We start from the raw sequence: 19,642 nt of genomic DNA, 5'->3' as shown, positions 1-19,642 counted from the left end.
CCGAATGGCGGTGGGGTGACGGTCCGGCCAGAGCCCCCATCACCCGGGGCGCACGCTCGCTCGACCGCCCCGGAGCCAAAGCCCACACCAAGGCCAGGCCACACCCCGCCCAATCCGATCCACCCCGCACCAAGGCCAGGCCCCACCTCACCCAAACCGATCCGCCCGGCACCAGCCTGGTCCTCACGCTCACGTCTCCTCCCCCACCCCATGCCGATCGCCTTCGCGGCGCGCCTGTGGCCGACGGCTCGTGCCCTCGGCAGCGCGTCCCGGTCCGTCGCCGGCGGGCGAGGCCTCGGCGGTGGGCCGGCGTCGGCGGACGCTTGCTGTCCCGGGGCTGCGTCGGCTTGGACGAGCTGCGCCGCTCCCCGCCGGGCGCGTCCGGCGTCGGCGCCGGGTGGCGGTTCCCGCGCCCGGCAGCCCGGGTCCCGGCGTCGGTGCGGCCGATGAGAGCGGCGCCTCGAGATCGGTGGGCTGGTCCGTTTCCGCCGGGACACGGCCGCTGCGCTCAGCGCGGAGGCAGCGACGGATGGACTCCGGGTCCAGGCCCTCGTTGCACGCCTGGTGCAGAAGGCGGGCGAAGAGATAGTCGGGATCGGCGCCGAGCGCCATGGCGAGAGCCTCCCGGGCCTCCAGTTCGTCGCCCGTGGACCAGGCGACCCACCCCGCGAGGGTGAGGGGCGCGGCGGCGTGCTCGCGGTAGGGGCCGACGCAGCGGCGGGCCAGCGCTCGCCACAGGCGCAGGGCCGGGCCGGCCTCGTCGCCCTCCATCCATTCGGCGGCACGGTCGCGGGTCGTGCGGTCCTGGAGGCCGAGGATCAGGATGGCGGCTTCCTCGTGTTCGAGGAGTCCGTCGTCGCGCAGGTCCGCCGGACGTGTGCCGGACACCGGTGAAGCGTCGGCGAGGCGTCCCATGATCCGCCGGGCCAGTTCGAGAGCCTCCTCGGCCACCTCGGCACGGCTCTCGCCGTCCAGGATCCTCGGGACGAGAGACATGCTCGCCGTGTCGAGCGCGACCTCCTGCTCCACGGCGACCGCCGTCTCCCAGGGAAGCAGCCTGGCCGTCAATTCCCGTAGAGATCCGCGCACCTGGAGGCCCGCGTAGGTCGCGGCAGCGGCGAGGACGGACGTCCCGGGCAGCCCCATCGACTCACCCTCGGGCGGACAGCACCCCTGGCCCGGACAGGTGTACGACCAGAAGCGACCGTCAGAGATGCAGAGGGCCTCGATCACGGGGACGTCGAGGCGACCGCACGCCCTGCGCAGCAACTGCGCCAGCGGACGCAGGCGCTCCATGACCTCCCGCCCCGATTCACCGCTCCGCGGTTCCTGGCAGAGGTACGCGACCATGCTCTCGGGCCGGGTACCTCGGCGCTCGCTCCCTCTCACCAGCCCCTGTGCCAGCTGCTCGGCCACGGGCGGCCAGTCCTCCGCGTGGGCGGGGATACCGAGCCGCGCACGGCCGCCGAACCGGCCGCGCCGCTCCCGGTCGTGCAGGGCTACCAGCACGATGCTGTCCTCGGGCCGGTAGCCGAGCAAGTAGGGCAGAGCGTCGGCCAGTTCGGCCGGGGTGCGCAGCGTGACCTGATGCTCGCCGCCGGGAACGCCCGGGCCGCCGGGGGCACCGGGAGCGCCGTGACCCACGTACCTCTCGGACCGGCCATGGCCCGCGTGACCGTCGCCACCACGCCCCACCTGCCCGATGAGCTCACCCCGTCCCGCCCGATCCGCAGGCGCCTCGCGTCCCACACACGCGCTGTGCTCGCCCTGACCGGCAGGCCCGTCGGGCAGGTCCTGCCCGGCGGGCCCGGACCGACCATCCGGCCCGCTCCACCCGTCGAGCTCACCGCCTCCGCCATAGCCGTCGTGTCCGCCCTGCCGGTCCTGCCCACCGAGCCCGCAGATGTCCTCGTCGCCGGACCTGCCGGCCGCTTCGTCGTGATTCGTCATGCCGCGACCATCCCGCGGATCACAGAATTCCGCTTCGACCTGTGGATAACCACGACCATGACCACGACAGAAGTTGTCCACAGTTCGACGGGCTCGTTCGCGCAATGTCCGACCCATCGGGTTGCATGGGGCCATGACCAACGAAGACCCGCGACCCACAGCCACCGAAGAGCTCCGTACCGCGGCTGATGCCGTACTGGCCCGCCTCGTCGGCGCCCAGGCCGGCCAGGCCCGGCTCCGCGAGGACCAGTGGCGCGCCATCGAGGCGCTGGTGGCCGACAAGCGCAGAGCCCTGGTCGTGCAGCGCACCGGCTGGGGCAAGTCCGCGGTGTACTTCGTCGCGACCGCGCTGCTGCGCGAGCGGGGCGCCGGGCCCACGGTGATCGTCTCGCCGCTGCTCGCGCTCATGCGCAACCAGGTGGAGGCGGCGGCCCGCGCCGGAATCCACGCGCGGACGATCAACTCCTCCAATACGGAGGAGTGGGAGACGATCCAGGCCGAGGTCGCCGCGAGCGAGGTCGACGTTCTCCTGGTGAGCCCGGAGCGGCTCAATAATCCGGACTTCCGCGACCAGGTGCTGCCCAAGCTGGCAGCGGCGACCGGTCTGCTCGTGGTCGACGAGGCGCACTGCATCTCGGACTGGGGCCACGACTTCCGGCCGGACTATCGCCGACTGCGCACCATGCTCGCCGACCTCCCGCCGGGAGTCCCCGTCCTGGCCACCACCGCGACGGCCAACGCGCGCGTGACGGCCGATGTGGCCGAGCAGCTGGGCACGGGAGCCAGCACGGACGCGCTCGTCCTGCGCGGGCCGCTGGACCGGGAGAGCCTGAGCCTCGGCGTGGTGCGGCTGCCGGACGCCGCCCACCGGATGGCCTGGCTCGCCGAGCATCTGAACGACCTGCCGGGCTCGGGCATCATCTACACGCTCACGGTGGCTGCCGCCGAGGAGGTCACCGCCTTCCTGCGCCAGAGCGGGCACACGGTGACGTCGTACACCGGGAAGACGGAGAATGTAGACCGCCAGCAGGCCGAGGAGGACCTGCTCGCCAACCGGGTCAAGGCCCTGGTCGCCACGTCCGCGCTGGGCATGGGCTTCGACAAGCCCGACCTCGGATTCGTGGTGCACCTGGGCTCGCCGTCCTCCCCCATCGCCTACTACCAGCAGGTGGGGCGCGCGGGCCGCGGTGTGGAGCATGCCGAGGTCCTGCTCCTGCCGGGCAAGGAGGACCAGGCGATCTGGGAGTACTTCGCGTCGATAGCCTTCCCTCCGGAGGAGCAGGTGCGCCACACGCTGGACGTCCTGGCCCAGGCCGGCCGGCCGCTCTCGCTGCCCGCGCTCGAACCACTGGTTGAGCTGCGCAGGTCCCGTCTGGAGACCATGCTCAAGGTGCTCGACGTGGACGGGGCGGTGCGCCGGGTCCAGGGCGGCTGGATCTCCACGGGCACTCCGTGGACGTACGACACCGAGCGCTATGCCTGGGTGGCCAAGCAGCGGGCCGCCGAGCAGCAGGCGATGCGGGACTACGTCACGACGACGGGCTGCCGTATGGAGTTCCTGCGGCGGCAGCTGGACGACGAGGGGGCCGCGCCGTGCGGGCGCTGTGACAACTGCGCGGGAGCACGCTTCGAGGCGTCCGTGTCCCCCGCGGCGCTGGACGCGGCCAACGGCGAGCTCGGCCGCGCGGGCGTCGAGGTCGAGCCCCGGAAGATGTGGCCGACGGGTCTGCCGGCGGTCGGCGTCGACCTGAAGGGACGCATTCCGGCCGGTGAACAGGCCGCGACGGGGCGCGCTTTGGGACGACTCTCGGACATCGGCTGGGGCAACCGGCTGCGACCGATGCTCGCACCCCAGGCCCCGGACGGACCCGTACCGGACGATGTCGCCAAGGCCGTGGTCGGCGTACTGACCGATTGGGCGAGGGGTCCCGGCGGCTGGGCCTCGGGACAGCCCGACGCGCAGCCGCGCCCGGTCGGCGTCGTAACCGTGGCTTCCCGTACGCGGCCGCGGCTGATCCAGTCGCTGGGCGCGCGGATCGCGGAGATCGGCCGGCTGCCGCTGCTGGGTTCCGTGGAGTACGTCGGTGAGGGGGCACCCATGTCCCGGAGCAACAGCGCCCAGCGGCTGAAGGCGCTCGACGGGGCACTGACCGTCCCGCCTGAGCTGGCCACCGCTTTGAAGGAAGCGGGCGGTCCCGTCCTGCTCGTGGATGACGCGACCGAGACAGGCTGGACGCTCGCCGTGGCCGCCCGCATGCTCCGCCGGGCCGGCGCGCAGGGGGTGTTGCCGCTGGTCCTGGCCGTACAGTCGTGACTCACGCATCGCCGAGCGAAACTCTGGGCAGGGATATAGCCGACGCATCGTCCGAAAACGGTCTGTGGCCCCAATTGCTCGTTGCCGCAACGAAGTTCGACAGGAAGAATTGAAGTCCGCTCCCCGCACGGCTGGCCCGTGATCCGGTAGGGCTCTGCTGCGGCGTGCGCTCCCCCAAGTCCGACCCCGCCCGCAGTGTGGGCGCGTAGCCGAAGGGAGGACCGTGACCTTCGGATTCGCTCCGTCCTCGGCGGCATCCATGTCGACATCTGCCGACCTGTCCGCCGCTTCCGCCAACCCACTGGCCCGGATGCTCGAACCCGCCGAGTGGGCCTCCGCCGGGATTCCGCTGCTGCGCAATCCCCGGGAAGTCGTCAGCGGACTGCACGCACGGCACCGGCCCAGGCCCTCGACCGCGGTCGTGGCCGTCCTCGACCCGGACGAGCGGCTGGCGGCGAGCGCTTCCTTCATCCGGCGTCCGGCTCCGGCCGACGGCTGGATGTTCCGCAACGCGCTGCTCGCGCAGCTGCGCCGGGTCATCCCGCACGACCTGCGACGCCGCACTCCGGTGCGTACGGCAGTGCTGCTCTACTGCCGCGACGGCGACGCGCGTTGGACCGAGGAGGACGGGGCGTGGATGTGGGGCTTGCGGGACGCCTGTACCCTCCACGGGCTGCGCTGTGGGGCGTACATCACCCTGACGCGTGACGGCTGGCAGGTCCTCGGTGAGGGCCGCGGTGGGCGCCGCCCCAACTCGGACTCACCGCCGGAGCCCTTCGCCACGGCCGAGGCGCTGCCACCGATGCCGCGCACCGGAGGCGCCGCGTCGGAGGTATTGCGACGGGCAGCCGCCCGCTGAGGCGCCCGTCCCAAGGCGCCGACCCGGGCCCGGGCATGCCCACCGGCGGTGCCACCTCTCGCGGAACAGTCGAAGAGCCAATACGGGCAAGGGTGAGACGACGCGGCGGTGGTCGAGCGATCGGTGGGCCGACCCCGCGCAACACGCCCACTCCAAGGACGTACGACAGACATACGACCCAGACAGCAGGCGCACTCAGCAGCAAGCACACACAAAGGCGCAACACGCACGCGGACGCACTGCAGGCACGCCGAAATGACCGCCGTACAGGTGCCGCCGCAGCGGCACCCTCAGCGTTCCACCGAACGAATCCCGGACGGTGCCCGGACCCCGCTCAGACGCCCGCGCCCAGCACCGAGTTGATCTGCTGCGGGTCACCGCAGACGATCAGCAGGGCGCCGGCCCGGCCGAGGGCCAGGGGCAGGGCGGAGGCGGCGGCAGCGCCGGGACCGCCGTTGACGGCGACCACGACCACGGGACGGGACGCGGCCCGGCCCGCGACGGAGGCGTCGGCGTAGAAGACGTCGTCGCCCGCGTCGTGCTGCGCCCAGTACGCGGCCTCGCCGAAGGAGAGTTCGTGCGCGGCCCACGGGTGGGGTTCGCCGGTGGTGATCACCAGCACCTCACCAGGGGCACGGCCCGACTCCAGCAGCAGGTCGACGGCTTCTTCGGCGGTGTCCAGCGCACCCTCGGCCGAGGCCGGGATCAGCTGGATCTGCGGGGTGGCGGCAGCGGGTGCGGCCGCCGGGGCGGAGGCTCCCGGCGAGGCCACGACCGGCTCGCGCGGGGTGCGTTGGGCCGGCATCGGCCGGACAGGACCCGGACGACCGGGACGCGGCGGAGCCGCGGGACGGGGGCCGGGTACGGGACGGGGGGTCGGCGCGGTGCGGCCACTGGCCGGAGTGACGCGGGGACCCTGGGCACTCTCGTGAATCTGAGGCTCCTCGGGAATGAGAGGCATGAGCTGATATCTATCAAACGCCGGTGCGACTCGCGTCGGCGGGGGGCACATGAGTGCGAGCGGAATCGTCAGAAATCGAAGCCGAGCTGACCCTCGATCTCCGGAACGTTTCCGTCCGCCCAGCTGCGGACCTTCTTGAGGTGCCGCCACTGGGGCAGCGCATCAAGATACGCCCACGACAACCGGTGGTACGGGGTGGGGCCCCGCTCCGCCAGCGCGGCCTTGTGGACCGGTGACGGGTACCCGGCGTTGGCCGCAAAACCGAAGTCTGCATGGTCGATGCCCAGTTCGGCCATCATTTTGTCGCGCTGAACCTTGGCGATCACCGAAGCCGCCGCGACGGCGACGCAGGACTGGTCGCCCTTGATCACCGTACGGACCCGCCAGGGAGCGCCGAGATAGTCGTGCTTCCCGTCGAGAATGACCGCGTCGGGGCGAACCGGCAGGGCCTCCAGGGCGCGTACGGCCGCCAGGCGCAGTGCGGCCGTCATCCCCAGGTCGTCGATCTCCTCCGGAGACGCATGCCCCAGGGCGTACGACGTCACCCACTTCTCCAACTTCGCGGCGAGCGCGGTACGCCGCTTGACGGTCAGGAGCTTGGAGTCGGTGAGCCCTTCGGGCGGACGGCGCAGTCCCGTGACGGCGGCGCAGACGGTGACCGGGCCGGCCCACGCGCCGCGGCCCACCTCGTCGACACCGGCAATGATCTTCGCTCCGGTCGTGGCGCGGAGGGAGCGCTCGACGGTGTGGGTGGGTGGTTCGTACGGCATGGCGCCCTCAGCCTACGCCGCCCGGAGCCCCCCGCGACACCCAGGTTTCCCCGAGCAACCAGGGTGTCCGTACGGGGGTCGATCAGGCAGCCCGTCCCCGCAGCAGCGGGACCATCAGCTGGTCGATCATCTCCTCGAGGTCCCGCTCGCTCCATTCGCTCGCGCACACCTTGGAGCGGTACATCATCATCGCCGGAATGGCGTCGAAGACATAGGCGTTCGCGGCGTCGGGACGCACTTCTCCCCGCTCGATTCCACGGCCGATGACCTCTCGAAGCAGGCGCATGTTCGGCTCGATGACCCCGCCGAAGATCACCCGCTGAAAGCGTTCGGCCTGGAGAGCGTCGCATTCGTAAAGCACCGAACGCAGGGCGAATCCCGACTGCGAGAACATCGCCTCACGCACCCGCCGGCACAGCTCCAGCAGGTCCTCCCGGACGCTCCCGAGGTCGGGCGCCTCCGCCAGGCTAGGGAGTCCGGCCTGGAGCGCGTCCGCGACGAGATCCTCCTTGGACGGCCAGCGGCGGTAGACCGCGGCCTTGCCTGTCTGGGCTCGCGCGGCGACACCCTCCATGGTGAGACCGTTCCAGCCGACCGTGCCGAGCTGCTCCAGCGCGGCCTCCAGGATCGCGCGCTCGAGTACGGCACCGCGTCGGCGCGAGGAGGCCGTCTGAGCGGGGGCGGCCGTCCAACGCGAAGTAACCATCTGAGTGTCTCCGTTGTGCAGGGGGAGCGGGATTTCGGGGAGGAGCGAGCGATCGAGTTGGCGTCCAGCGGCAGCGACTTCAGTGAACGCTTGCGTTCACTGTCGGGGAATCACTACCGTTGACGCGGCAGTGAACGCGAGCGTTCACTAAAGCACTTGTGGGGGACCCATAGTGACAACCTCTCAGTTGATTCAAGACCCAAAGCCAGGAGCGGCCCGCCGGGAGGGGCACCCCGGCATCGCGCTCGCCGTCATCGCGGCCTGCCAACTCATGGTGGTACTCGACGCGACGATTGTGAACATCGCGCTCCCGCACATTCAAGACGCGCTCAAGTTCAGCACGACCGACCTGACATGGGTGGTCAGCGCGTACACACTCACCTTCGGTGGCCTGCTGCTTCTCGGCGCCCGGGCCGGTGACATCCTCGGTCGGCGCCGGGTCTTCATGACCGGCATCCTGCTGTTCACCTTCGCCTCGCTGCTCGGCGGACTCGCCCAGGAACCGTGGCAGTTGCTGGCCGCGCGTGCCCTGCAGGGCGTCGGTGGCGCGATCGCGTCGCCCACATCGCTGGCGCTCATCACCACCACGTTCCCCGAGGGCCCGGAGCGGAACCGGGCGTTCGCCGTCTTCGCCACGGTCTCGGCCGGCGGTGGCGCGATCGGTCTCCTCACCGGCGGCATGCTCACGGAGTGGCTCGACTGGCGGTGGGTCCTCTTCGTCAACGTACCCATCGGCGTCCTGATCGCCGTCCTCACGCCGATGTACATCAGCGAGTCCGAACGCCACCCCGGGCGCTTCGACGTCGCGGGTGCGCTCACCTCGACGGCCGGAATGGCGTCCCTGGTGTACGGCTTCATCCGCGCCGCGGAGGAAGGCTGGCGGGACAGCCTCACCATCGGGTCGTTCGGCGCGGCCGTGGTGCTGCTGCTGGCCTTCGGGGTCATCGAGACGCGGGCCAAGGATCCCATCACCCCGCTGAAGATGTTCGCCGACCGCAATCGCTCGGGCACCTACGTGATCATGCTGAGTCTCGCCGCGGCGATGTTCGGCATGTTCTTCTACATCGTGCTCTTCGTGCAGAACGTGCTGGGGTACAGCCCGATCTCGGCCGGTGTGGCCTTCCTGCCGGTGACGGTCGCGATCGCGGTCGGCGCGGGTCTGTCGCAGCGGTTCCTGCCGGTGCTCGGCCCCAAGCCGTTCATGCTGGTCGGCTCGACGCTCGTCGCGCTCGGGCTCGGCTGGCAGACGTTCATCAGCCCCGACAGTTCGTACGTCGGCGGAGTGCTCGGCCCGATGCTGCTGTTCGGCTTCGGCATGGGCCTGAACTTCGTGACGCTGACGGTCACCTCGGTCTCGGGTGTCGCCCAGCACGAGGCGGGCGCGGCCTCCGGTCTGCTCAACGTCACACAGCAGGTGGGCGGTTCGCTGGGCCTCTCCATCCTCACCACGGTCTTCGGCTCGGCCAGCCGTGACGAGGCGGAGAAGCAGATGCCGAAGTTCCTGACGGACGGCTCGCCGGAGCAGAAGGCGGAGTTCGCCAAGACCCACCAGCTGCCCGCTCCTTGGGGGCACGACGTGCTCGCCGAGGGCATCTCGACCGCCTTCATACCGGCGGCCGCGATGGCCCTGCTGGCCCTGATCACGGCCGCATTGGTGATCCGGGTCCGCAAGAGCGACCTGGACGCCCTCGCCGGCACGGCAGGACCTGCCGGGGGCTGACAAGGGCGCTGCGGAGGCCGGACCGGGGTCCGGGGGACCCGACGGCGAGGACGCCGGTCCGGCCATCCGCAGTACGACACCGAGGGCGCGCCCCTAGACCGAACGGTGGGAGCGGGCGCTCACCGGTACATCAGGTCGTCCGCCACCCGGCTGCACACGCTCCAGTCCGGGTCCTTCGACGGCGGCCGGTCGCGAAGGATGTCCCGGGCGTGTGCCTCGCCCCAACTGGTGGCATACCAGAGGCCCTCGTCCTCTCCCAGTTCGTCTGCGACGGAGCTCAGCGCGCAGGAACGCAGCGGTTCCTTCAGCTTGTCGAGGGCCGGTACGGCGTCGGCGGACAGACCGCGCGCGTACTCGAGGTCGAACTTGCCCGTGTCCTCGTACCGCTGGACGTTGCGCTCGGCGATCAGAGCGTCCGGCGACATCAGTCCGAACGCGAGCACACCGGCCGCCGCACTGGCCGCGACGGCACGCGGCAGCCAGCGGGCACCCCAGACCCCGGCCGCCATGATGAGCACGATGACCAGGCCGAGCCAGAGCTCCACGGCCACCACCGACACCCTCAGCCGCGTCAGTCCATAGGCCTCCACATACATGTCCATACGTCGCACCGCCGATGCGACGACAACGAGCGCCAGCCCGCACAGAGTTCCGAGCACGCCCCGCACCAGCTTCCGGTCGCGCGCCTCGTCGCGCGGCGCCCAGCGCAGCGCGAACACGATGACGAGCAGGGTCAGGAGCGTGACGAGCAGGAGCTGCCAGAAGCCCTGGCGCGCGTATTCGGCGTACGTCTGACCGGTCTTCTTCAGTACGGCGTCGTAGCCGCCGAACAACACGGCGAGCTGGACGGCGTTGAAGGCCGCGAAGAGCACGGTGAGCACGATCAGCGGCAGCGCCCACTCCAAGCGGCCGCGCGGGCGGCCCTTGGGCACTTCGACCCTGTCCCACTGGACGGGCGCGGCGGCCGTGTGGGCCGCCGCGAGTGCTCCGACCAGGCCGAGCACCAGAAGCACAACGCGCCAGGGACCGCCGGAGACGGACGCATCCGGCATCAGTTCGCCGAGCAGATCCGCGAAGGCGGCGTCGGCCCCCGCGAACAGCGCTCCGAAGACCAGCAGCAGGACCGCGGTCACGGCGAGCGCACGCAGCCCCGCACCCAAGCCGCGGCGCGCGCCGCCGAACCGCTCACGCAGCCCGCGCCAGCCCCAGGTGGGGCCGGTGACCAGGGCGTTGAACACGCCGATGGGGCCGAGCAGGACAGCGGGCCAGGTACGGCCGCCGTGCAGCGCGAGCGAGCCCAGCGCGACCGCGGTGACGACGGCGAGGAACGAGGGCCAGTCCGCGTCGCGCAGGGCAGGCACGATGAGCAGACCGATGCCACCGATGCCCCAGACCAGCGTCCACGCGCGCGTGCGTCGTCCCGCGGCCTGCGCGGCGAAGTACGAGGCGAGCGCGGCCGGTATCGCGACCAGCAGGAGATTGAGCGCCAGGCCGTCATCGAGGAGCAGCATGCTCAGCACACCGGTGGCGAGCGCTGCCCACAGCGTCGCCGTACGCACCGGGGCGGGTGACCTGACCTGAAGCCCGGCCAACCAGGGGGCGGGGGTAGGCGACGGGTAGGCCCAGTCGGACTCCTCTTCCGCTGCCTCTGCCGCCTCGGTGGCATCCCCCTGGGAGCTGGATTCGCGGCTCGGCCCAGTCGGTTCCGGTTCCCCCGGATCTGCCGAGGCCGTGGGTGCTGTCGGATCGGTGGGAGCTGTCGGCTCCGTCGCCTCCTTCGGGCCCGTGGTCTCCTTCAGCTCCTCCCCCTCCCTTGGCTTCTTCGCCTCCGGATCCCTCGGCTTCGCCGGGCCCTGACCTCTCGGCTCGGGCGCGGACGGTATGTCGGACATGGCACCCCCTCCCAGCCGGTCCCCTGGGCAGCCCTCAACACGCCGCTGTCGCGGAAGGCTGCTGACCGGTGTCTCGTCGAAGCACGCCTGTAGTGATCAACAGGCGGCGTGGCGGACAGGGTATGCACAGGCAAGGCGCCTCAGGGCGTGGCGGCCGTGCTGTAGCAAGCCTGTGACAGAGACGATCGGCATCACGTACGGTCGGCCTGCTCCTGAGGCAGGCTTCCGGGACTTGACGCGGGGCATGGAGCGCTCCGCACGGCCGCCCTACGGCCGCCCTACGCGCCGCTCGCCGTACGCCCGTACGCGGGACCCGGCACCCAGTCCGGCAGCCCCTCCGTGCGCTCCACCCAGGCAGCCGGTGGCGCTCCCGCCTTTCCCGCGGCGACCACCCCGCCCACGATGGCGCACGTGGTGTCCACGTCGCCTCCTACCTGGGCGGTGACCCAGAAGGCCTCTTCGTAGTCGCCGAGGGACCGGGCCGCCGACCAGAGCGCGAACGGCACGGTGTCGTGCGCCGACGTACGCCGTCCGCAGCCCAGTACGGCGGCCACAGTCGTGGCGTCCCCGTAGTCGAGCATGTCCCGGGCGCGCCGCAGCCCCGCGCCGACGGCGCTGCGCGGCACGAGCGCGACGACACCGTCGAGCAGCGCCTCGGCGCTCGGCGGGCCCGCCGGGTCGGCCGCCAGCGCGGCGGCCGCGGCGACGGCCATGGCGCCGACCACGGCCTCGCGGTGCTGGTGCGTGGGGTACGCGGAGATCTCCGCCTGGTGCGTCGCCTGCTCCGGGTCGTCCGCGTACCAGGCCCCGAGGGGAGCGATCCGCATCGCGGCGCCGTTGCCCCACGAGCCCTGGCCCTTGAAGAGGGCGGATGCCAGCTCGCGCCAGTCGCCGCCCTCCCGGATCAGCCGCAGCAGCCTGTTGACCGCGGGCCCGTAGCCCCGGTCGAAGTCGTGGTGCTCGGCGAAGGAGCGGGCCAGTTCGTCCTGATCGATGCGGTGGTGCGCGGCCAAAACGGCCACTACGGAGCAGGCCATTTCGGTGTCGTCGGTCCACTGCCAGGGGCGGGGCGGCAGCTCACGGCGCTTGAGCAGCGGGTAGTTCGCGGGCACGAAGAACTGCGAGCCCAGCGCGTCCCCCACCGCGAGTCCGCGCAGGCTGGCCAAGGCGCGGCCCAGGCGCCCGTCGGGAGAAGAGTCAGCGGTCATCGCCCTGCCACTCTATCCGGTGGCCCCGTACGATTCCGGATCACGCCATTGCTCGAAAGGCCGGTCAAGGGTGTACCTGCCGTCCTCCCCCAGAACGAGCATCCGCGTCTCCCCGTTCCCCGGGTTCGACAGCGATTCGAATTCCGCGACCGTCCAGTGGAACCAGCGCATGCAGAACAGCCGCATGGCCAGCCCATGGGTCACCAGGAGCACGTTCGGCGGGTGGTCGGGGGCCTCGAAGCTGCGGTACAGGCTCTCCAGGAAGCCGCCGACCCGGTCGTACACATCGGCCCCGGACTCGCCCTGCGCGAAGCGATAGAAGAAGTGACCGTACGCGTCTCGGTACGCCTTCTGGAGACGTACGTCGTCACGGTCCTGCCAGTTGCCCCAGTCCTGCTCGCGCAGGCGCGGCTCCTCGCGCACCCGTACGAGCTCGGGGTCGAGGTGAAAGGCGCGGAATGTCTCGTGCGTGCGGCGGTACGGGGACACGTAAACGCTTACGCGCTCCCGTCCGAAGAGCTCCCGCAGCTGTTTGCCTGTGTCCTCCGCCTGCTGCCACCCCTTCTCCGTGAGCGCCAGAGCGTGGTCGGGCTCGCGTTCGTACACGGTGTCATCGGCATTGCCCACCGACTCGCCGTGCCGGACAAGAACGATGCGCCGTGGTCGTGCCATGCCAATGACCCTAGATCGTGTCGCGGCCGATCGAGCACTCGTACGGGCTCCATACGGTGTAGGTCACACGGCTCCCGCACACAGGAACCACACGATGCGGCCCGCTCAGACCGTCCAGCTGGGCTCCAGTTCCACGATGTCACCCGCGAGGGCCGCGACGTCGGCCTCGATCTGGGCGCGCAGCGCGAGCCGTTCCACCCGCTCGGCGCGGTACTTGCCGTGCTCGGCCGCCGACTGCCACATGGACAGGATCAGGAACTCATGGCCGGGCGCCTCGCCGAACAGGCCCCGCACCATGCCGGGCGAGCCGGCCATCGCGGGGTTCCAGACCTTCTCCTGCATCAGCGCGAAGTGCTCGGCCCGCTCCTCGTGGATCCGGCAGTGGGCCACGCGCACCAGGTCGGAGTCCGTGAAGCGGGGCTCGAAGCCGGTCTTCACGTCGAAACGGTGATCGAACAGCTTGACCTGGGAATCCTTGAAGGTACCCGACTGCGCGGCGGCGAGCCGGTCGTGGGAGCGGGCCATGAAGGAGTCGTAGAAGGCACGGCTTTCCCAGAAGGCGAAGATGTGTGCGACGCCGGACCGCCCCCGGCTCCATCCCCCGCCCTGTCCCCGGAAACCCGGCTCCCCCAGAAGCCCCGCCCACTTTCGCTGCCCCCGCTCGAAACCGCGGCGGTCCACCACGGTGCAGCGAATCCACTTGACCAGCACCGCGCCATCGTAAGGCCACGGAGCGTGGCGCCGGTCACGCTCCGGCGGAGTACATCCGCGCGAGCGCCCCGGCGCGCGTGGCACGATGGACAACCGGCCCTGACCACAGGGTAGTTGGGTCAGGAGCAGATGGGGAACGGGGAGGGGAGATCTGGTGAACGGTCTCAACAAGGGCATCCGCAAGGTCGAGCTGGCGGTGAAGTGGGATCCGAGTCCCGTGGGGCAGCCCGCGACCGATCTCGACATCATCGCGGCGACGTATCTGGCGGCCGCCCCGGGCGAAAAACCGGCCTACGTAGTGCACTTCGACAGCCGCTCGCCGGACGGCACCATCTATCTGAACCGGGACAGCAAGGACGGCAAGGGCTTCGGCTGGGACGAGGTGATGACGCTCGAGCTCAACCGTCTGGACAGCCGCTACGCGCGCGTGGTGGTCGGGGTCCTCATCCAACAGCGCGCCGGTCACAAGACGTTCGTGGGCGTGCTCAATCCCGGCTTTCGTATGCGTGAGGGCTACACCGTCCTCGCGGAGGACGACTTCGGCGACGTCCTGGGGGCAACCGCCGCGACCGTCGGAGAGTTCGTACGCGACGACTCCGGAGAGTGGACTTTCCACCCGGGCATCCACGGCTACGACACGGACCCGGCGACCTTCGCCAGGGTCATGGGCAGCCCTGAGAACACCTGAATCGCGCTCCCTGAGGACCGCATTTCGGAAACAGGCGTCTCCGAAGATCCGTGACACCCGAAAACGGCTCTCCGTAGGGCCATGAAAACGCCGAAGGGCGGCACGGCCGGTGGCCGTGCCGCCCTTCGTGGCTTCGGATCAGCTGCAACCGCTGGTCGAACCGCAGCCCTCGCAGATGTAGCAGGAACCGGCCCGCTGCATCTTCGTACCGCAGGAGAAGCACAGAGGGGCGTCCGCCTGGATGCCCAGCTGCATCTCCACCAGTTCAGCACTGGTGTGGGCCTGCTTCGGGACGGGCTTGGCCGCCTCGACCTCGGCCTTCGGGGTGGCGACGGCCTTCAGCTCCTGCGCACGGGGCGCGGACTGGGCCAGGCCCTCGACATCGACCTCGTCGTCGGAGGGCTCGTAGGAGCCCGTCTCCAGGTGACGCTGGCGCTCCTCGGCGGAGTGGATGCCGAGTGCGGAGCGCGTCTCGAAGGGCAGGAAGTCCAGCGCCAGGCGGCGGAAGATGTAGTCGACGATCGACTGCGCCATCCGCACGTCCGGGTCGTCCGTCATGCCGGCCGGCTCGAAGCGCATGTTGGTGAACTTCGAGACGTACGTCTCCAGCGGCACCCCGTACTGCAGGCCCACGGAGACGGCGATCGAGAAGGCGTCCATCATGCCCGCGAGGGTGGAGCCCTGCTTCGACATCTTCAGGAAGACCTCGCCGAGACCGTCGTCCGGGTAGGAGTTGGCGGTCATGTAGCCCTCGGCGCCGCCGACCGTGAAGGAGGTCGTGATGCCGGGACGGCCCTTGGGGAGGCGCTTGCGGACCGGGCGGTACTCGACGACCTTCTCGACCGCGGTACGGATGGTCTCCTCGGCCTTGGCCGTGACCTCGACCTTCTCCTTCTCCTTGGTCTTCGCGGAGAGGGGCTGGCCGACCTTGCAGTTGTCGCGGTAGATCGCGAGCGCCTTGACGCCCATCTTCCACGCCTCGAAGTAGACCTCTTCGACATCCTCGACGGTCGCCGTCTCCGGCAGGTTGACCGTCTTGGAGAGCGCGCCGGAGATCCACGGCTGGATCGCGGCCATCATGCGGACGTGGCCCATCGCGGAGATGGAGCGCTCGCCCATGGCGCAGTCGAAGACCTCGTAGTGCTCGTGCTTGAGGCCCGGAGCGTCGATCACATTGCCGTTGTCGGCGATGTGGGCGACGATCGCCTCGATCTGCTCCTCCTGGTAGCCCAGGCGGCGCAGCGCCTGCGGAACGGTGCCGTTGACGATCTGCATCGAACCGCCGCCGACCAGCTTCTTGAACTTGACCAGCGCGAGGTCGGGCTCAAGACCGGTGGTGTCGCAGGACATCGCGAGACCGATGGTGCCGGTGGGCGCGATGACCGAAGCCTGCGCGTTGCGGAAGCCGTTCTTCTCGCCGAGGCGGAGCACGTCCTGCCAGGCCTCCGTGGCGGCGGCCCAGATCGGCGTGTCCAGGTCGTCCATGCGGACGGCCTCGGCGTTGGCGTCGGAGTGCTGCTTCATGACGCGCTGGTGCGGCTGCGCGTTGCGGGCGTAGCCGTCGTACGGGCCGACCACCGCGGCGAGCTCGGCGGAGCGCTTGTACGAGGTGCCGGTCATCAGCGAGGTGATCGCACCGGCCAGGGCACGGCCGCCGTCGGAGTCGTACGCGTGGCCGGTCGCCATCAGGAGGGCGCCGAGGTTGGCGTAACCGATGCCCAGCTGACGGAAGGCGCGGGTGTTCTCGCCGATCTTCTGGGTCGGGAAGTCCGCGAAGCAGATGGAGATGTCCATCGCGGTGATGACCAGCTCGACGACCTTCGAGAAGCGCTCGACGTCGAAGGACTGGCGGCCCTTGTTGTCGTCCTTGAGGAACTTCATCAGGTTCAGCGAGGCGAGGTTGCAGGACGTGTTGTCCAGGTGCATGTACTCGCTGCACGGGTTCGAGCCGTTGATACGACCGGACTCCGGGCACGTGTGCCAGTTGTTGATCGTGTCGTCGTACTGGATGCCCGGGTCGGCGCAGGCCCAGGCGGCCTCGGCCATCTTGCGGAAGAGCTGCTTGGCGTCGACCTCCTCGATGACCTCGCCGGTCATGCGGGACGTCAGGCCGAACTTGCCGCCCGACTCGACGGCCTTCATGAACGTGTCGTTCACACGGACCGAGTTGTTGGCGTTCTGGTACTGGACGGACGTGATGTCGTCGCCGCCCAGGTCCATGTCGAAGCCCGCGTCTCGCAGGGCGCGGATCTTCTCCTCCTCCTTGACCTTGGTCTCGATGAAGTTCTCGATGTCGGGGTGGTCGACGTCGAGGATGACCATCTTGGCCGCGCGGCGCGTGGCGCCACCCGACTTGATCGTTCCTGCGGAGGCGTCGGCACCGCGCATGAAGGAGACGGGACCCGAGGCGTTGCCGCCCGAGGAGAGGAGCTCCTTGGAGGAGCGGATGCGGGAGAGGTTCAGGCCGGCGCCGGAGCCGCCCTTGAAGATCATGCCCTCTTCCTTGTACCAGTCGAGGATCGACTCCATGGAGTCGTCGACGGACAGGATGAAGCAGGCGGAGACCTGCTGGGGCTGGGGCGTGCCGACGTTGAACCACACCGGGGAGTTGAAGCTGAAGATCTGGTGCAGGAGGGCGTACGCCAGCTCGTGCTCGAAGATCTCGGCGTCGGCGGGCGAGGCGAAGTACTTGTAGTCCTCACCGGCCTTCCGGTACGTCTTCACAATCCGGTCGATGAGCTGCTTGAGGCTCACCTCGCGCTGCGGGGTGCCGACGGCACCGCGGAAGTACTTGCTGGTGACGATGTTGACCGCGTTCACCGACCAGAAGCCGGGGAACTCGACGCCACGCTGCTCGAAGTTGACCGAGCCGTCGCGCCAGTTGGTCATGACGACGTCACGGCGTTCCCACTCCACCTCGTCGTACGGGTGCACGCCGGGGGTGGTGTGGATGCGCTCGATGCGCAACCCCTTGCTGGCCTTGGTGCCCTTGGCGCGGGAACCTCGTGCCGGACCGCTCGCCGTCTCTGTCATGCCGCCTCCCTGTATCGGGCTAAAACGCCCTGAAGTGCCCCGTTCTTCCCGTGGCACGGTGTGTGTCTGGTGCTGCGCGCGTCGCATGCGCGGCCGCCCGCAGCAGGTCTGTGGTCGCCGCCGATGAGCCGACCCGAGTCGGCCTTCCCCTCAGTCGGCGGCGCTGGCGGGCACGGGGACCTGGACGGCCTCTCCGGACCCGCGGTCGCTTTCCGGGCGCTCCGCGGCGGCGTCTTCGTCGTCCGCATCATCCGCGGTGGCCCGCTGCCTCGTCTCTTCCCTGAGTTCCGCGATGGCGGCCTCGAAGTCCTCGAGCGAGTCGAACGCCCGGTACACGGACGCGAACCGCAGATAGGCGACGAGGTCGAGTTCCTGCAACGGGCCGAGTATGGCCAGCCCCACGTCGTGGGTGGTCAGTTCGGCGCTTCCGGTGGCCCGCACCGCCTCCTCGACCCGCTGGCCGAGCTGGGCGAGTGCGTCCTCGGTGACAGGCCGCCCCTGACATGCCTTGCGCACGCCGTTGATGACCTTGATACGACTGAAGGGCTCGGTCACGCCGGAGCGCTTGACCACCATCAGCGAGCACGTCTCCACGGTCGTGAAACGACGGGAGCAGTCGGGGCACTGGCGGCGCCTGCGGATCGACGTGCCGTCATCGGTCGTACGACTGTCGACGACGCGGCTGTCGGGGTGCCTGCAGAAGGGGCAGTGCATGACTCCAACCCTCCTTCACAGCACGACTCATAGGCCTCGCGAGACCTCTTGGGCCCCTCGAAGCAGCCCCAAGCATAGGCGATGGCCGAGGGCCTGAAGACCCGGGGGACCACAACACTTGGGCTGCTACTGCAATCCAACCACTAGATGTGGGGATCGGCGCGCAAATTGGCCCACGAAGCGCGTGTCGCACACGTATTGGCATGTGCCGCACGGCCATACCGATCCCGGACACACGGAGATACCGTGGTGGCCGTGCAGATAGGGGGTCGGTACCCGGTTGACGGGGTGCTGGATGGCAGACTGGGTCTCGGCCCACATCTGTCGGCACGGTCATCGCCCCGGCGGTGAAGAGTACAGCAATAGGCCCTTTTGTCCGCCAGGTGCAGCGATAGCCATACACCCAGACACATGATCACGTCAGGCAATCCGCGTTTTTTCACTCGAACGTGTGTTTGGCGCAACCTTTCGAAAGCAACTACCGTTGTCCAGCAGGGAGACCATCGAGAGGGGCCGACGTGACCACCACCGCAGACAGTGCCACCATCACTGCCCAGGACCGCTCCCAGGGCCGACTCGAGCCGGTGCATGCGATGAACGAAGCCGTGAATCATGAGGGACCCAAGCGCTCCCTGCCTGGCCGACCTCCAGGCATCCGGGCGGACAGCTCCGGACTCACGGACCGGCAGCGCCGGGTGATCGAGGTGATCAGGGACTCGGTGCAGCGACGCGGCTACCCGCCGTCGATGCGGGAGATCGGACAGGCGGTCGGCCTCTCCAGCACCTCCTCGGTCGCGCATCAGCTGATGGCGCTGGAGCGCAAGGGCTTCCTGCGCCGCGACCCGCACCGCCCGCGCGCGTACGAAGTCCGGGGCTCCGACCAGTCCTCGGTGCAGCCCACCGACACGGCGGGCAAGCCGGCCGCGTCGTACGTCCCGCTCGTCGGCCGAATCGCCGCCGGTGGCCCGATCCTCGCCGAGGAGTCCGTCGAGGACGTCTTCCCCCTCCCCCGCCAGCTGGTCGGTGACGGCGAGCTGTTCGTCCTGAAGGTCGTCGGCGACTCGATGATCGAGGCCGCCATCTGCGACGGGGACTGGGTGACGGTCCGCCGCCAGCCGGTCGCGGAGAACGGCGACATCGTGGCCGCGATGCTCGACGGCGAAGCCACGGTGAAGCGCTTCAAGCGCGAGGACGGGCACGTGTGGCTACTGCCGCACAACTCCGCGTACCAGCCGATTCCCGGCGACGAGGCGACCATCCTCGGCAAGGTCGTGGCAGTGCTGCGTCGGGTATAACAACCTGCGACGGGCGGGACGCACCGCCCCGCCCCTGACCGGGCCCCGGGACCAACTGCGCCGGTTCCGGGGTCCTGCGTTTTTCTGGCCGGGGGCCTTGGCGGGGAAGTGGGCTTCCCGGGACGGGGGCCCTGGGTGGGCGTGCATTT

The 19,642-nt window shown here is 70.0% G+C and carries 15 protein-coding genes; 5 read left to right on the top strand and 10 right to left on the bottom strand.

Annotated elements, in window-relative coordinates:
• Window positions 1–189: 189 nt before the first annotated feature.
• Complete coding sequence (locus AB5J53_RS35355) at window positions 190–1,950, bottom strand: DUF4192 domain-containing protein (protein WP_369249660.1); 1,761 nt, start codon at window positions 1,948–1,950, stop codon at window positions 190–192.
• Window positions 1,951–2,083: 133 nt separating this feature from the next.
• Between AB5J53_RS35355 and AB5J53_RS35350 the strand changes: the two genes are divergently transcribed.
• Both AB5J53_RS35350 and AB5J53_RS35345 read left to right on the top strand, forming a co-directional pair.
• Window positions 2,084–4,264, top strand: a complete 2,181-nt coding sequence (locus tag AB5J53_RS35350) for a RecQ family ATP-dependent DNA helicase (protein WP_369249659.1) — start codon at window positions 2,084–2,086, stop codon at window positions 4,262–4,264.
• Window positions 4,265–4,487: 223 nt separating this feature from the next.
• Entirely contained in the window at window positions 4,488–5,123 is a 636-nt protein-coding gene (locus tag AB5J53_RS35345) for a hypothetical protein (RefSeq protein WP_369249658.1), read from the top strand.
• A 334-nt stretch (window positions 5,124–5,457) separates the two neighbouring features.
• Here AB5J53_RS35345 and AB5J53_RS35340 read toward each other — a convergent pair whose 3' ends face one another.
• From AB5J53_RS35340 to AB5J53_RS35330, 3 genes are all read right to left on the bottom strand, one after another.
• Window positions 5,458–6,084 (bottom strand): hypothetical protein, encoded by a 627-nt coding sequence (locus AB5J53_RS35340; protein WP_369249657.1) that lies wholly within the window; start codon window positions 6,082–6,084, stop codon window positions 5,458–5,460.
• 68 nt (window positions 6,085–6,152) lie between these two features.
• On the bottom strand, window positions 6,153–6,854 hold the full coding sequence (locus AB5J53_RS35335; RefSeq protein WP_369249656.1) for a ribonuclease HII: 702 nt from the start codon (window positions 6,852–6,854) through the stop codon (window positions 6,153–6,155).
• A gap of 82 nt (window positions 6,855–6,936) precedes the next feature.
• Window positions 6,937–7,560, bottom strand: coding sequence for a TetR/AcrR family transcriptional regulator (locus AB5J53_RS35330; RefSeq protein ID WP_369249655.1), 624 nt, complete (start codon window positions 7,558–7,560; stop codon window positions 6,937–6,939).
• A 172-nt stretch (window positions 7,561–7,732) separates the two neighbouring features.
• On the opposite strand from AB5J53_RS35330, the gene AB5J53_RS35325 reads away from it, so the two are divergent.
• Window positions 7,733–9,280: an MFS transporter gene (locus AB5J53_RS35325; RefSeq protein ID WP_369249654.1), complete on the top strand. Its 1,548-nt coding sequence runs from the start codon at window positions 7,733–7,735 to the stop codon at window positions 9,278–9,280.
• Window positions 9,281–9,399: 119 nt separating this feature from the next.
• Here AB5J53_RS35325 and AB5J53_RS35320 read toward each other — a convergent pair whose 3' ends face one another.
• The 4 genes from AB5J53_RS35320 to AB5J53_RS35305 form a co-directional block, all read right to left on the bottom strand.
• On the bottom strand, window positions 9,400–11,172 hold the full coding sequence (locus tag AB5J53_RS35320; protein ID WP_369249653.1) for a DUF4153 domain-containing protein: 1,773 nt from the start codon (window positions 11,170–11,172) through the stop codon (window positions 9,400–9,402).
• 278 nt (window positions 11,173–11,450) lie between these two features.
• Window positions 11,451–12,380 (bottom strand): ADP-ribosylglycohydrolase family protein, encoded by a 930-nt coding sequence (locus AB5J53_RS35315; protein WP_369249652.1) that lies wholly within the window; start codon window positions 12,378–12,380, stop codon window positions 11,451–11,453.
• Between the two features lie 12 nt (window positions 12,381–12,392).
• A complete protein-coding gene (locus AB5J53_RS35310) occupies window positions 12,393–13,052 on the bottom strand; it encodes a histidine phosphatase family protein (protein ID WP_369249651.1) in 660 nt (219 codons plus the stop codon).
• A gap of 105 nt (window positions 13,053–13,157) precedes the next feature.
• A complete protein-coding gene (locus tag AB5J53_RS35305; protein ID WP_369249650.1) occupies window positions 13,158–13,763 on the bottom strand; it encodes a DUF4937 domain-containing protein in 606 nt (201 codons plus the stop codon).
• A gap of 154 nt (window positions 13,764–13,917) precedes the next feature.
• On the opposite strand from AB5J53_RS35305, the gene AB5J53_RS35300 reads away from it, so the two are divergent.
• Entirely contained in the window at window positions 13,918–14,451 is a 534-nt protein-coding gene (locus AB5J53_RS35300) for a TerD family protein (protein WP_369249649.1), read from the top strand.
• A 138-nt stretch (window positions 14,452–14,589) separates the two neighbouring features.
• Here the strand turns inward: AB5J53_RS35300 and AB5J53_RS35295 are convergent, their stop codons facing one another.
• Window positions 14,590–17,484, bottom strand: a complete 2,895-nt coding sequence (locus AB5J53_RS35295) for a vitamin B12-dependent ribonucleotide reductase (protein WP_369249648.1) — start codon at window positions 17,482–17,484, stop codon at window positions 14,590–14,592.
• Between the two features lie 150 nt (window positions 17,485–17,634).
• Window positions 17,635–18,198 carry a transcriptional regulator NrdR gene (nrdR, locus tag AB5J53_RS35290; RefSeq protein ID WP_369249647.1) on the bottom strand — a complete coding sequence of 188 codons (564 nt, stop codon included), beginning with the start codon at window positions 18,196–18,198 and terminating at the stop codon, window positions 17,635–17,637.
• 518 nt (window positions 18,199–18,716) lie between these two features.
• On the opposite strand from nrdR, the gene lexA reads away from it, so the two are divergent.
• Entirely contained in the window at window positions 18,717–19,493 is a 777-nt protein-coding gene (gene lexA / locus AB5J53_RS35285; RefSeq protein ID WP_189188217.1) for a transcriptional repressor LexA, read from the top strand.
• The last annotated feature ends 149 nt before the right edge of the window (window positions 19,494–19,642 follow it).

The organism is Streptomyces sp. R41, from assembly GCF_041053055.1.
GTDB lineage: Bacteria > Actinomycetota > Actinomycetes > Streptomycetales > Streptomycetaceae > Streptomyces.
This window is presented reverse-complemented; position numbering and strand designations above follow the sequence as displayed.